General features: G+C 69.8%; 7 protein-coding genes and 3 pseudogenes. 4 read left to right on the top strand and 6 right to left on the bottom strand.

Features of this window, described 5'->3' with window-relative positions:
* Nucleotides 1–86 precede the first annotated feature (86 nt).
* A pseudogene (locus B9S58_RS25770) lies at nucleotides 87–1433 on the bottom strand (UvrD-helicase domain-containing protein); the annotation flags it as partial.
* On the opposite strand from B9S58_RS25770, the gene B9S58_RS25765 reads away from it, so the two are divergent.
* From B9S58_RS25765 to B9S58_RS25750, 4 genes are all read left to right on the top strand, one after another.
* The gene (locus B9S58_RS25765; protein ID WP_181009460.1) at nucleotides 1353–1613 is read left to right on the top strand and encodes an ALF repeat-containing protein; all 261 of its coding nucleotides are present in this window, start codon (nucleotides 1353–1355) and stop codon (nucleotides 1611–1613) included. The pseudogene B9S58_RS25770 and the gene B9S58_RS25765 overlap by 81 nt on opposite strands.
* Nucleotides 1614–1866: 253 nt before the next feature.
* Nucleotides 1867–3375 (top strand): hypothetical protein, encoded by a 1509-nt coding sequence (locus B9S58_RS25760; RefSeq protein ID WP_103534479.1) that lies wholly within the window; start codon nucleotides 1867–1869, stop codon nucleotides 3373–3375.
* Nucleotides 3376–3479: 104 nt separating this feature from the next.
* Nucleotides 3480–4733, top strand: coding sequence for a MoxR family ATPase (locus tag B9S58_RS25755; RefSeq protein WP_103534427.1), 1254 nt, complete (start codon nucleotides 3480–3482; stop codon nucleotides 4731–4733).
* On the top strand, nucleotides 4730–5974 hold the full coding sequence (locus B9S58_RS25750; protein WP_103534426.1) for a VWA-like domain-containing protein: 1245 nt from the start codon (nucleotides 4730–4732) through the stop codon (nucleotides 5972–5974). Before B9S58_RS25755 ends, B9S58_RS25750 begins: the two co-directional genes overlap by 4 nt.
* A gap of 43 nt (nucleotides 5975–6017) precedes the next feature.
* On the opposite strand, the gene B9S58_RS25745 is transcribed toward B9S58_RS25750, so the two are convergent.
* From B9S58_RS25745 to B9S58_RS25725, 5 genes and pseudogenes are all read right to left on the bottom strand, one after another.
* Nucleotides 6018–7004 (bottom strand): hypothetical protein, encoded by a 987-nt coding sequence (locus tag B9S58_RS25745; RefSeq protein ID WP_146063562.1) that lies wholly within the window; start codon nucleotides 7002–7004, stop codon nucleotides 6018–6020.
* Nucleotides 7005–7147: 143 nt separating this feature from the next.
* Nucleotides 7148–7333, bottom strand: a pseudogene (locus B9S58_RS25740) (ATP-binding protein); the annotation flags it as partial.
* Between the two features lie 10 nt (nucleotides 7334–7343).
* Nucleotides 7344–10522, bottom strand: a pseudogene (locus B9S58_RS25735) (type I restriction endonuclease subunit R).
* Nucleotides 10519–11775: a restriction endonuclease subunit S gene (locus tag B9S58_RS25730; protein WP_103534423.1), complete on the bottom strand. Its 1257-nt coding sequence runs from the start codon at nucleotides 11773–11775 to the stop codon at nucleotides 10519–10521. Before B9S58_RS25730 ends, B9S58_RS25735 begins: the two are co-directional and overlap by 4 nt.
* Nucleotides 11772–13784, bottom strand: coding sequence for a class I SAM-dependent DNA methyltransferase (locus tag B9S58_RS25725; protein WP_103534422.1), 2013 nt, complete (start codon nucleotides 13782–13784; stop codon nucleotides 11772–11774). The genes B9S58_RS25730 and B9S58_RS25725 overlap by 4 nt, the downstream gene beginning before the upstream one ends.
* Nucleotides 13785–13856: the final 72 nt, after the last annotated feature.

Here is a 13856-nt window from a genome sequence, read left to right as displayed (position 1 = left end):
TGGTGCGCAACGGAAGATGCCTTGCTACCGGGGAGGTTGTGGGGGCCGCCGGGACCCAGGGGACGGCGATGCGGCACGGCCGCTGCTCACACCCCGGCCTCCACCAGGAAGGTGCTGGGCTCCCCGGTCCACGACACGTACAGGTCGTCCCGCGCCCGCGTGCATGCCACGAAGAGCAGGCAGCGTTCCGCCAGCAGGTCGGCGGCGTGCTGAAGGCGGTCGACCTCGATGGGTGTCACCGCCTTGGGGAACGGGAGTGCGCCGACGCTCGCGCCGATGACCGCGACCGACCGGAACTCCAGACCCTTGAAGGCGTGCATGGTGCCGACCTGGACGGCATCCGCCTCCGAAACCGTGTCGCCCCGCAGGCGAGCCGCGGGAATGCCGGCCTGCCTGAGCCGGTCCACCGCCTTGTCGCCGTTCTTGTTGAACCGGGCGCTGACCTCGATCTCGCCCGCGGCGATGCCGCTGTCGAGCCAGCCGCGCACCCGCTCCACGAGCCCGTCCAGTTCCGCTGCCTCCGATGCCGCCCCGAGCATTTCGGGCCGTGTGCCGTGCAGGGACGAGCGGTAGCCCAGCAGGGTCTCGTTGCGCGCGTCGTCCGCGAGCTGCTCGAAGGGCCGCCCGACCAGCAGCGCGGTCGCCCAACTGAGGATCTCGTGCGTGGAGCGGTAGTTCTTGCGCATCTTCGTCAAACGTCCGGCGACCCTCACCCCGACGGCCTTCAGCGACACCTTCGAGTCGTAGATCCGTTGGTGCGGATCGCCCGCGATGAACAGGTCGTCCGGGCGGGACGGGGCGGCCGCCCGCAGCAACCGCCACTGCACGGGATGCAGGTCCTGCGCCTGGTCCACGACGACGTGCCGATAGCGCGGGCCACAGGACTCCAGCAGGTCCGCCACCTCCGCACAGGTACCGAGATAGGTGCGCAGCCCGTCGGCCGACAGCCGACCGGTGAACTCCTCGATCGTGCGCCACACCAGCGCGCGCGAGGAGCTGGGCAGGGCACTGCCGCGCCCCCGCCGCTCACAGCTCTCGTACCCCTCCAGGGTGCGCAGATCCTGCGCCAGGACGACGTGTTTGTACTCCTGAGCCAGGAACTGCCCGGTCCCGGAGAACCCGGTCGCCCGCGCCGCCTGCCCCCACCGCGTCTCTTCCTCGCCGCCTCGCAGGGGACGTCGCGATGTGGACACGACACGCCCCGCGAACGCGTCGACGGTCATGATGTCGACGCGGTCGCGCAGGGCCTCGTCCTCCACCAGCGTGGCCAGCCCGTCGCGCAGCGCGGCCACGAGCGCGTTCGTGTACGTGGTCAGCAGGATGCGGTCGCCGTCGCGCAGGTGCCCCAGCAGATGCCGTACGCGGTGCAGTGCGACGACGGTCTTCCCCGTGCCCGGGCCACCGGTGACCTGGGCGGGGCCGGAGTATTCCTGGAGACGGGCCAGTACATGGCCGCGTCCGACGACTTCCGCGTGCAGATCGCACAGATCATCAGCAGCGGCGGACCCAACGTCCAGGAGAGCGGTCGCGCTGCCCTGAACTCGGGATCGGAGGACAAGTCCCCCGGGATTGTGCGGATGCGGTCGACGTGGACGGGGCCGACCACTGCGTGATTGGGGACGAGTCTGGCCGGTGCGGGCGTTCCAGGTCCACCGGCGGCACGGGGCGACGGGGGAGCCGTCTTGTTCCGGACAGTGGAGTGGCTCGTTAGTGCTGCTCAGGGCGATGCGGGCGCCCTGACGGCGTCCGGTCGGCGTTCCACCGGAGGAAAAAGCTCTGGCAGATCCCGGTGACCGGAGCTAGGCTCCCGGCGATGACTCACTCCATGAACAGATTGGGGGACCCGTCCGCGCAAGGTGAGTGCTGATGCTCACTTCGACCGCGAACCGGGATTCCCGCCCGTCCTTCCTGTCCTCCCCTTCCTTCCTGTCCTCCCCGTCCTTCTGGCCGCGCGTGCGCGAGTTCGCCGTGCCGGCCCCGATGATCGAGACTGCGACCGTCCGCCGTGAGGCCGGGGACTGGGCAGGAGCGTGCGCCGCGGCAGGCGTCGACATCGACTTCCGCCTCCGCTCCGTGGCACGCGGCCACGGCCCCGAACTCGCCGCCCGCATCCGGGCGGACCTTCGCCGGCTGGCTCCTGACCTGCTGCGCTGGCACCTGCCGCGCATCGCCCCGCACGGGCTGCTGCGCCCGGGGCTGACCATCGCCCTGGCCCGCTACGACCCACCCGAGCGCGACGGGCCGGGCCCCCTGCACCTGGTCGTCCGGACCCCGCCCGCCTGGGCGGACGCCGGGCAGCGGATCAGCCTCGCACTGTGGGACGGTTCGCACACCGAGCCGGGCGCCCGCCGTCACCCTCACCCGCATCCGAACCGGCGCTACCGCCTCGACCTGCATCGTCACCTGTGGGATGCGCGCAGGGCCGATGAGCTGCGCATCCGCTCCGGCGTCGACGACCGGTCAACCGGCGATGCTGCTGCGGCCGCTGAACCGGACCTGTGGAGCGCCGTGCCGGCGGACCGCCGCTGCGCCGTCGATCGGTGGGCGGCGGAGGCGGCGATCCTGCTCCGGGCCGAGGGCCAGGGGCCGGGCGGAACGGTGAGCGTGCGGCTGGGCGGCCGGAGTCGCCTTCTCCTGCACATGGCGGCCGGGGAGGCGGACAGCCGCGGAACGCCTGTGGCGCGGATCGCCGCCGTCACCCCGGACCGGGGGCCGACCGCGTCACCGGTGCTGCCGGACGCGGCCACCTGGGTGCTGCCCGACCTCGACCTGCTCCGTACCGGGGCGATCGAGGCAGGTCAGCTGCACCCGCTGGTAGCGGGGGCCCTCGTGCCGGATCTCCCGGCTCCGGCATCGGTTCGGGTTCAGGTATCGGCATCGGCCCCGGTTCCGGCATCGGCCGGCTCGCGTACCGGGGACCGGGCGGGAACCTCGCGCCTCGTGGAATGCCGGGGAGCGCAGCACCGGATCGGCCTGGTCGAAGGCGCCCTCGCTCCGCTGGACCACGACCCGGCCGAGATCCGCCGCGAAGAGCTGCTGGTCGCCCTGACCGGTACTCCGCTGCCCTGCCTCCAGGCCATCGACGAGGCGTACCGGCGGCCGGACTGCCTCACCGGTGTCCGGGAACGCCTCGACCACGGGGACATCGCCGGTGCGCTGGCCGTCGTGGAAGGGCTGCTCGGTCCGGAGGCGGTGCTGCGCAACGGCCCGCTGCGGGACGAACTGGAAGCCGCCGCACAACGGCGGATCACCTACGGACTGTTCCGGGCCGACCTGCTCGGGCCCGGCCCCATCCGTCGCCGCTCGGACCCTCGCCGCCCCGTCGACCCCCGGCCCCGCCGGGCCCGGCGCCCGCGCCACACAGCCGTCCGCTGACCCCGGGGCTGCCGGGCCTGTCGGTCCCCGCACCGCACCGCGCCTGCCCGCCCCGTACCCACCCATGCCCATTCGCCCTCTCGCACACCACCAGGTGATCTCCCATGCTGTTGCACACTCCGTCCGCCGCGCCCGCCGATGCCGCCCCCGTCTCAGAACTCGCCGTCGCCGACGCGCTGATGAGCCTTCTCCGCGACACCACCACCGAGCCGCGTCCCGACATCCAGCTGGAGGCGCTGACCCTGGCGGTCTCCGCCGACCTGCCCGTGCTGCTCTGGGGTGAGCCGGGCATCGGCAAGACCGCGGCCCTCACCCAGCTCGCGGACTCCCTGGACCTGCCGCTCACCACGGTCATCGCCAGCGTGCACGAGCCGTCCGACTTCTCCGGGCTGCCCGTCGTCGGCGACGACCCCGCCGAGCAGGGAGTGCCGATGGCCCCGCCGGACTGGGCCGTTCGGCTCGTACGGGCGGGGCGCGGGCTGCTGTTCCTCGACGAGCTCTCCACCGCGCCCCCCGCCGTGCAGGCCGCGCTCCTCCGCCTCGTACTGGAGCGGCGGATCGGAGCACTGCAACTCCCGCCCGGCGTAAGGATCGTGGCCGCCGCCAACCCGCGCTCCTCGGCGGCCGACGGCTGGGAGCTGAGCCCGCCGCTCGCCAACCGTTTCGTCCGCCTCCAGTGGACCCACGACCACGAGGTCGTCGTACGAGGACTCGCCGGCACCTGGCCCCGCGCGACACTGCCCCGCCTCGACCCCGAAAAGCTGCCCGAGGCCGTGGACTTCGCCCGCCGTGCGGTGTGCGGACTCCTCTCCGCCCGCCCCACGCTCGTGCACCGGCTGCCCACCACGGAGACCCGCCGGGGCGGCCCGTGGCCCTCGCCGCGCAGCTGGGAAATGACGCTGAACCTGATCGCCTTCGCGACCGCCGCCGGCTCCTCCCGGGACGTGCTGTCCTTGCTGGTCAGGGGCACGGTCGGGGACGGCCCGGGCCTTGAACTGCTGGCGAGCCTGGACCGGATGGACCTTCCGGACCCCGAGGACATCCTCGCCGACCCGGCGGGCGCCGTCCTGCCCGAGCGCGGCGATCTCCGCCAGGCCGCGCTGGACGGGGTCGTCGCGGCGGTCCGCGCCCGCCCGGACAGGGCCCGTTGGGACGCGGCGTGGGCGCTGCTCGTCCGGGCGCTGGAGTCCGGAGCCCCGGATCTGGTGGTCGTCCCGGCGACGACCCTCGCCGCGCTGCGCCAGGAGGACTGGGACGTACCGGCCTCCATCGAACAGCTCGCGGGCGTCGTCTCCGTGTCCGGGCGCGCGGACCGGGCCGCGGCCCGGGTCACGGCGAAGGCGACGGCGGGCCGATGACGACGACGGACGCGCCGAACGCGCTCGACCTGGACAGACTCTTCGCCGCCCGCCTGCAGGCGGCCCGGGCCCGCCCCTACCTGGCGACCGCGCTGTTCGCCCTGCACACCGTGGAGTCACGGCAGGTCCCGACCATGGCCGTCGACCGGCACTGGCGGTGCTACGTCTCGCCGCCCTTCGTGGCCCGGACCCCCGTCGAGGAGCTGGCCGGGGTCTGGGTCCACGAGGTGTCGCACCTGCTGCGCGACCACCACGGCCGCAGCGACCGGGTCGCCCGGCAGCGCGGGCTGACCGGCCCGGGGGAGCGACTGAGGATGAACATCGCCGCCGACTGCGAGATCAACGACGACGTGTACGGCGACGGCCTGGCCAGCCCGAAGGGCATCGTCTGCCCGTCGACTCTGCACCTGCGGCCCGGCGAGCTGATGGAGGACTACCTGTACCAGTTCCGCCTCGGATCGCGCACCCAGGACCTGGCCTGGCTGGACTGCGGAAGCGGCGCCGACGGGCTGGAGCGGGAATGGGATCTGGGGCCCGACGGCGCGCACGGGCTCAGCGCGCACGAACAAGACGCGGTCCGCTTCCGGGTGGCGCAGGGCATCACAGGACGGCCGGGAAACGCCTCGAAGGGGTGGAAGCGATGGGCGGAGGAGGCGTTCCATCCTCCGCAGGCCTGGCGGGATCTGCTGGGCGCCGCTGTCCGTTCGGCCGCCTCGGGGCCCGGCGCGGGGGAGGACTACACCTACGGCCGTCCGTCGCGCCGCTCCACCGGACTGCCCGGCGTCGTCCTGCCGAGCCTCCGCCGCCGACCGCCCCGGGTCTCCGTCGTCATCGACACCTCCGGCTCGGTCAGCGACGTCGAACTGGGCAGCGCCCTCCGGGAGGTCGCCGCCATCTCCCGTGCGGTGGGCGGCAGCCGCGACCTGGTCACCGTCCTCGCCTGCGACGCGGCGACCCGGGTCGTGCACCCGCTGTGCCAGGCCGAGGGCATCCCGCTGCTGGGAGGCGGCGGTACGGATCTGCGCACGGGCTTCGCCAAGGCGCTCCGTTCCCATCCCCGCCCCGACGCCATCGTGGTCCTGACCGACGGGCAGACACCGTGGCCCGCCACGCAACCGGCCTGCCGCACGGTCATCGGCCTGTTCCCGAGGGACCACAGGCGCCGCTCCTGGGACGAGGACAACCCCGACTACGTCCCTCGCCGACCGCCGGCGTGGGCGCGGGTGGTGGAGATCGGTTAGCGACACCTTCTTCTTCGCCGCCGGGGGCGGGACGGTGCGGCAGTCATGACAGGAGAGCGATGATCAGACGTCCCGGTATCAGGTACAGGGTGACAGCCGCGCTGCTCAGGAGGACCGGCAGGCCGACGAGAATGCGGAGAGGGAGCCAGACGGGGGACCAGGAACTCACCGCCTTGCCTGCGCCGTCCGTTCTCGGCAGATACCAGACGGACCGGATCGGCACGGGTTTCCCGGTTCCGCCCCCCGCCGCCCGCGTGCACTCACGCTGTCGGCCGGAGGCGTCGGTGACCACGTAGACGTGCTGGCGAGCCCCGTGCGGACTGACCGTCGATCGCGCGAAAGTCGCCTGTGCCCGATGGCCGCGGCGCACCAGTGCCCACAGGTCGACCGCGGCACTCGCAACGAGAAGACCCGAGAGAGCGGCCACTGCGCCGAAGGCCCCCGCAGCGATGAGGGCAACAACGGCTCCTGGTCCGTCGCCCGCGGCTGCCAGGGCGGCCGCGTAGCCGAAGAGCAGCGCGAGCAGCCCGATCGCCCACGGAAGGGGCAGGTCGCCGGCAGGGCGCAGAGGCAGGCTGTCAACCTCGTCGGCCGAGGCGGGATGCCCGCTGAACAGATGGGGCGAATCCTCACGGAGCCGTACGCCGTCGGCCGCGCACACGGCGATGAGGCGCTTCGCACCGCCGCTGGGGGCCCACCTGGCCTCGGTGGTCGCCTGCCCGTGCCGCGAGTCGAAGAAGCAGGGCGGAAGCCGTTGGGGCAGCGGTTCGCCGGCGACGCGGGCCTCCAGGTCAACCAGGGCGTCCATGCCTTGCTGCAACAGCTGGGGTACGACCTTCACCTGTTTGCGGCGGTGCAAGGCCCGAGAGGCCGCATCGTACGCGTCGAGGGCGCGCGCCCAGTCGTCCACCGCCTTCGACGGTGTTCCGGGATCGCCCGGAGCGAAGCTGTGCTCGGCCAACAACTCGCCGAAGGCCGTGACTTCGGCTTCCAGTTCCCGCTCACGCTCTCTTCGCCCAGTCCCACGCATCCCCGGCCCCCTCGCCACGCGATGACCCTTGGAGCTTAGGCGCTACGCGTGTCGGGGCGCGTCGGCTTCTCCCCGCTGAGTTTCGCCAGCGTTGCCGCTGGTGGTGTCTCTGCAGGCAGCGACCACATGCGTTTCGGGCCGGATCAGAGGGGTCGTACGTCGAGCGAGGCCCAGACGGTCTTTCCGGGGCCGTCGGTGCGGGGGAACCAGCCCCAGCGGCCGGTCAGGGCGGCTACGAGGAGCAGCCCTCGGCCGCCTTCCTGGTCGTCGGTCGACAGGTCGCCGAGTGCGGGGACGCGTTCGCCCCGGGGGTCGGTGACCTCCACGCGTACGGGTCGACTACTCGTCAACGCCCTCGTCGCGGCGGATCATCCGCCAGGCCGCCCGGCGTGCGCTGCGGTCCAGGTTGGACCGGAAGCTCTTGTCGGGGCCGAAGTACTGCCGCCCCATGCCGGCCGTCGATGCGATGTGGTCGGCCATCTTGTCGGCGAAGACCTTGTCGAAGACCTTGCCGAAGTTGTTCTCGTCGTTGACGACGGCGGCGGCCCGTACCTTGCCCTCGGCCATCGCCTCGTTGAACGGCTTCCGCACGTCCTCCTCGGTGAAGTCCGTCCCGAACTTGGCGTTGAACTTGTCGATCAGCTCGGACAGCAGCGACTTCTCGGCCTCCGCGGCCCCGCCCGTACCGTCGCCGAAGCCCCTGAGCTCGGCGGGACCTTCGGAGGAGAGGGAGATGTCGACCTCGCCGGTCTTCTCGACCCGCAGGTGGCTGAGGTCGATCTCACCGATGTCGACGCCGCCGTCCGCCCGGCGCGGGAGCCGGTTGAGGAGGTAGCGGCCGTACAGGTGCAGGCGTTCCAGCTCGGCGTCGCGGTAGGGCACGATCTGGGCGAGGAAGCCGTACTTCCGTACGTAGTCGTTGAGATCGGCGCGGAAGTCCTCCGCCGTCTTCACGTCGTCCTCCTCCTCGCTCTCCAGGAGGGGGGTGAAGCGGGCGACGGCGGGTGAGAGCAGCCGGTACAACTCGGCGTGCAGCTTCTCCCACTTGGCCTGCGAACCGGCCGCCTTCTCCTTCGCCTCGAAGTACGCGGCGCCGAACTCGTCCATCTCCGGCTCGGAGATGATCGGCGCCGACATGACCCGGCTTTGCGCGGTGTAGAGCAGGTTCGGGTCCGACGGAAGGGTGTTGGCCTCCTCGAAATACGGGTGGAACGCCTCCCGGATGTCCTCGGCCTCGTTGGCGAAGTCGAGCACCGCCAGGTCCGCCTGGGTCTTGCGCTCGGCGGTGCGATTCAGGCGGGAGAGGGTCTGCAGGGCGGAGATACCGGTCAGCTTCTTGTTGACGTACATCGTCGTCAGCAGCGGCTGGTCGAAGCCGGTCTGGTACTTCTCCGCGACCACCAGGATCTTGTACTCCTGCTGACCTCGCCCGCCCGCGTTCACCGCTTTGTCGTCGGCACGGGTGTACGCGAACGCCTTCGGCAGGGCGCTCTCCGAGATCCCGCCGTTCTCCTTCGGCTCGGTCGTCTCCTCGCCGTCGATGGTGAGCGAGCCGGAGAACGCGACGAGCACGCCCAGGTCCGGGTACTTGGTGTCGTAGTCACGGTCCTTGATGTAGCTCTTGACCGCTCGGGCCAGCTGCGCGGCGGAGTCCCGCGAAGCGGTGACCACCATGGACTTGGCCCGCCCGCCGAGCCGGCCGCGGGAGTGGGCGAGGAAGTGCTCGACGATCACCTGGGCGTGCTGGGAGACGGTGTGCTCGTGAGTGAGCGCGTACCGGGCGAGCAGGCCGTTCGCCTTCGCGGGGTCGACCTCACGCTCGTCAGGGTTCTGGTTCACCAGCTTCCAGTACGTGTTGTACGTGACGTAGTTCCGCAGCGGGTCGAGGATGAAGCCTTCCTCGATGGCCTGGCGCATGGAGTACGTGTGGAACGGCCGGTAGACCGCCTTGCCGTCCACCGTGTGTTCCGTGCCGAAGAGTTCGAGCGTTTTGGCCTTCGGGGTGGCGGTGAACGCGAAGTACGAGAGGTTCGCGGCCCGCGAGCGCTCGATGGCCTTCTTCTTCAGCTTGTCGTCGACCGTGACGGCGGTGGTGCCCTGGTCCTCCGAGTCGGAGTCCAGGCCGAGGTCCCGGAGGGCCGTCCGTACGGCGGTGGCGGCGTCGCCCGACTGCGAGGAGTGCGCCTCGTCCACGATGATCGCGAAGCTGGTGCCGGTGAGCTCGGTCGGGTTGCGCTTGATGTGGTCCAGCAGCGCGGGGAACGAGTGCAGGGTGACCGTGACGATCTTTCCCGTGTCGCGGGAGAGGGCGCGGGCGAGCTGTTCGCTCTTCGCCCCGTGCTTCTCGTCGACCTTGACGACCAGGCCCTCCGTCTGCGAAAAGCTGCCGACGGTCTCCCGGAGCTGGGCGTCCAGGTTGCGGCGGTCGGTGATCACGATGACCTTGTCGAAGACCGGGGCTCCCGGCTTGACCCGTCCGGCCGCGAGGGCCTTGGTGTCGAGGGTGCGCGGGTCGGCGTCGGCGTGCAGATCGCTCAGGCGGTGAGCGAGCCAGCCGATGGTGTTCGACTTCCCGGAACCGGCCGAGGCCATGACGAGGTAGTTCTGCCCGACGCCGTGCGTGGCGGCGTGGGTGGTCAGCCGTTTGACCACGTCCCACTGGTGGAAGCGCGGGAAGATCGTCGTCTTTGTGGTTCCGCCACCGGGCGTCCTGGTCTTCTGCTGGTGCACGAACCGCTGGAGCAGGTCCAGCCAGTTGTCCCGCGCCCAGACCTGTTCCCACAGGTAGGAGGTGGTGTACGTGCCGTAGGCCGTCGGGTCCGGATTGCCTGCTCCACCGGGCTGGCCGGCGCTGTTGGAACCGGTGTTGAAGGGCAGGAAGTGGGTGTTCCAGCCCCGGAGTTGGGTGGCGACGAAGACGAGGTCCGGGTCGACGGCGAAGTTGGCGATGACGCGGCGCGTGAAGATCAGCTCGGTGGGGTCGCGGTCGGTGCGGTACTGCTCCTTGGCGTGCTCAACGCCTTGGCGAGTGAGCGGGTTCTTGAGCTCGGCGGTGGCGAGGGGGATGCCGTTGAGGAACAGGGTCAGGTCGAGCTTGTTGCCCCAGTCGGCCTGCTTGGTGGCGTAGACGAGCTCGCGTACGACCGTGAGGCGGTTGGCCCGGTAGCCGTCGAGGGCGGAGTCGGCGGCGACCAGATTCGGCTTGAAGCAGGCCACGCGGAGGCGGACGCCCCGGTCCTTGACGCCGTTGCGGAGGACGGTGAGCAGGCCGTCGTCGCTGATGGCCCGGTCGAGGCGGCGGGCGAAGCCGCGCTGGGCCTCGTTGACGTCGTTGCCGTAGACGGCGAGGAGGTCGTTCCACTCGTCGATCTGCGTCTCGCGGATGAACTCGAACAGTTCGTTGGTGTCCAGGCCGAGGTCGGCCCGGTAGTCCTCGGGCCGACCTCGCGCCATCCGCGCTCGGACATGGCGGAGACTACGGCCGCGCCGAAGGCGGACTCGTGGTGGATGGGGCTCATGCCTGTACTCCGTCCGCTACGTTACGGCCGCCGGCGGTGGAGACGTCGAACTGGCCGGTTACGGCGGCGGTGATGAGGGCCTGGCGGCGTTCCGCCAACAGGAGGGCGCGCCGCATCTGGAGTTGTCGTTGGCGTGACACGGCGGTCTCCACGGCGGCAGCCCGGGCGGCGATCTCCTCCTGCTCCTCGCGAGGAAAGGGGGCCGGCAGGCGCAAACTACGGACGAGATCCTGGCTGATGTTCGGCTGCCCGCCGCCTGACGCCAGTCTCAGGATCTCTTCGCGATGGCCACGGAACCAGAAGAACGCGTAGAGGGAACTCACCGGTCCCAGTTCGGAAAGAACGCAGCACGCCTGATTCACGCATGCGGGCGTTCCGAGAATGCCCACCCGTCCGGTGGTGGCCCCGTACATCGCCACGGCAAGGGATCCGGGACGGTAGACCTTCAATGTGGGATAGTCAGCCAGCGCGAGGTCCGTCACGGTCTTCTTCGGGCTTTCCACGGTCCCGTCCCGGAGGTCACCCGTGTTGATCCAGTAGTTTTCTCCGCCGAAGTAGGCGGAGTCGCTGGTTCGAGGCGTCGTTCCGCTGCTTGCCCTGAAACTCTGGCCGATTTTCATCAGCGCCCAGGTGGAGTTCATACGAGGCATCCACGGCACACCCGTAGTCGCCGTTTCTTCGCCGCCTCCCGTTGTCGTCAGCTCTCTGAACGTCTCGATGAGCCGATCGTTGAGGAGTGCCGACTGCTTCTGAGTGGCGACGATCAATCGGTCGATTCGAGCTGTCTCGACGTCGAGGAAGTCGGCGATGCGGCGCTGTTCCTCCAGGGGAGGAACCGGCATGAGGAGGTTCCGGAACGCCTCGATGTCGATGGCCTGGCCCTGTCTGATCCCCTGTGTGACGTTGGCCAGGTGGGAAATAAGCAGGCTGGAGCGAAAGTAGTGCTTGGTGAAGTGCGGATCCAGGGCGCCTGCCTGGCGCAGAACGGTATAGGCGGGGCTGACGATGCCCCGCACCGTCGAGTGTGAGATCCCGTGCTGGAAGGACCGTAGACCGATGACGAAATCATCCGGTTCCACAAGCTTGTAGTTGCTGACGTCGGAATCTGGATTCCACACCGAGTAGTCGAGCTCGCTGCGCAGGGTGACCCCGCTCTTCGTGGCAGAGGCGAGGGGAGCCTCCGCGCCACGTACATCGCGCCGGTCGAAGAGGAAACGGATCCGGTGAGTCGGCCAGGTCGTTGGGAACGTCACTCCGTCACCTCCCCCAACAGAGCCTGAATCTCCGCCTCAAGCGCCTTGAGATCCGCATCGATCTCCACCAACGGCCGCGGCGGCTCGTAGACGTAGAAGTGCCGCGTGAACGGGATCTCGTACCCCACCTTCGTCTTCGCGTGGTCGATCCACGCGTCCGGCACGTGCGGGTGCACTTCGCGTTTCAGGTACTCCTCCACGTCTTCGTCCAGCGGCACGTTCTCGTAGTCCCGCAGTTCGCTGTCCGGTTCGGGCTGCCCCTTCACCAGCTGGACCTCGCCCTCCGGGTCCCGCACCCCCACCGCCTCCCGCAACGCCTTGCTGAACGGAGCCCCGCCCGGCCAGGTCGTGCCGGCTGCCACCGCCGCGTCCTTCAGCGCCACCCATGCCTCGGACTTCGTCGCCCAGGACCGGGGTGCCTCCATCGCCTTGAAAGCGTCCACGAGCGCTGAAGCGTTCGGCAGCTTCTGGATCACCTTTGAGGTTTCCAGCGCCGCCAGCGTCTCCTCTGTCAGCTCGAATCGCAGCTTCAGCGGCCTCTCCACCGTGATCCGCTGGTAGCCGAAGGCCGTGTTGTCGAAGACCTTCACCTTGCCGTGCGGCGGGTGTTCCACATCCGCCGCAGCCGCTACCGCGTCCCCGTACAAGCGCGTGATGTCGCCGATGTGGTTCGGCCTGCCGTCCGTGCCGTCACCCAGCTCCTTGCGCTTGTCGCCCAGCGACTTTCGCATCTTGACCCACTGGTCGCGCGCGTCCAGCAGCACCACCTTGCCCTTGTGCTGGGCGTCCTTCCGGTTCGTCAGGATCCAGAAGTACGTGGAGATGCCGGTGTTGTAGAAGAGCTGGTCCGGCAGAGCGACGATCGCCTCCAGCCAGTCGTTCTCCAGGATCCAGCGGCGGATCTCCGACTCACCCGAGCCGGCCGCGCCCGTGAAGAGCGGCGAGCCGTTGAAGACGACGGCGATGCGCGAGCCGCCACCGCCCTTCGCGTCCACCGGCTTCATCTTCGAGATCATGTGCTGGAGGAAGAGCAGCGATCCGTCGTTGATACGGGGGAGGCCCGCGCCGAAGCGGCCGGAGTCGCCGAGGTTCTTGTACTCGTACTCGACGTCCTCCTTGACCTTCTTCCACTCGACCCCGAACGGCGGGTTCGCCAGCAGGTAGTCGAACTTCTCCCGGGCGTGGCCGTCGTCGGAGAAGGAGTTGCCGAACGAGATGTTCTCGGGGTCCTGCCCTTTGATCATCAGGTCGGACCGGCAGATCGCCCACGACTCCGGGTTGAGTTCCTGCCCGTACACCTCCACCGTGGCGTCCGGGTTCAGCGCCTTGATGTGCTCCTCGGCCGCGCTCAGCATGCCGCCCGTGCCGCAGGCCGGGTCCATGACCGTGCGCACCACGCCGGGCAGGCTCAGGGCGTCGCCGTCCGGGGCGATCAGCAGGTTGACCATGAGCCGGATGACTTCGCGCGGGGTGAAGTGCTCACCCGCGGTCTCGTTGGACTGCTCCGCGAAGCGGCGGATCAGCTCCTCGAAGATGTAGCCCATGTTGTGGTTGGACACGACCTCGGGGCGCAGGTCCAGGTCCGTGAACTTGCCGATCACCTGGTAGAGCAGGTTCGCGCCGTCCAGCTTCTTGATCTGCTGCGCGAACTCGTACCTGTCCAGGACCTCGGCCGCGTTCTCCGAGAACGAACCGACGTACACCTGAAGGTTCTTCGCCGCGTTCTGCGGGTCGGCGGCGATCATCTTGAGCGTCAGCGCGCTCTTGTTGTAGAACGAGTGACCCGACGCCTTCCGCAGGAAGTAGTCCCCGTCGATCTCCTGGCTCTCGTACAGGGCCGCCGTCTCGGCGACCTTCTGCCTCGTCGGCTCCAGTACGCACTCCAGGCGGCGCAGCACGGTGAACGGAAGAAGGACCTTTCCGTAGTCGGACTGCTTGTAGTCGCCGCGCAGGAGGTCGGCGACGGACCAGGCGTGGTTCGCCAGTTCCGTGTGCTTGCTGCTGTTCAAGGGGTTCCCCGGATTCCTTTCGGACCCCGCCCCCACCGGGACGGGTGCGTACAAGTGTGTCGGTACGTGACG

This window comes from Streptomyces sp. SM11 (assembly GCF_002910905.1).
Lineage (GTDB): Bacteria > Actinomycetota > Actinomycetes > Streptomycetales > Streptomycetaceae > Streptomyces.
This window is presented reverse-complemented; position numbering and strand designations above follow the sequence as displayed.

What these genes read in the sequence shown, in the direction of transcription:
- B9S58_RS25750 (WP_103534426.1), top strand. Translation starts at nt 4,730, where the DNA reads ATGACGACGACGGACGCGCCGAACGCGCTCGACCTGGACAGACTCTTC.
- B9S58_RS25755 (WP_103534427.1), top strand. Translation starts at nt 3,480, where the DNA reads ATGCTGTTGCACACTCCGTCCGCCGCGCCCGCCGATGCCGCCCCCGTC.
- B9S58_RS25745 (WP_146063562.1), bottom strand. Translation starts at nt 7,004, where the DNA reads ATGCGTGGGACTGGGCGAAGAGAGCGTGAGCGGGAACTGGAAGCCGAA.
- B9S58_RS25765 (WP_181009460.1), top strand. Translation starts at nt 1,353, where the DNA reads ATGCCGTACGCGGTGCAGTGCGACGACGGTCTTCCCCGTGCCCGGGCC.
- B9S58_RS25760 (WP_103534479.1), top strand. Translation starts at nt 1,867, where the DNA reads ATGCTCACTTCGACCGCGAACCGGGATTCCCGCCCGTCCTTCCTGTCC.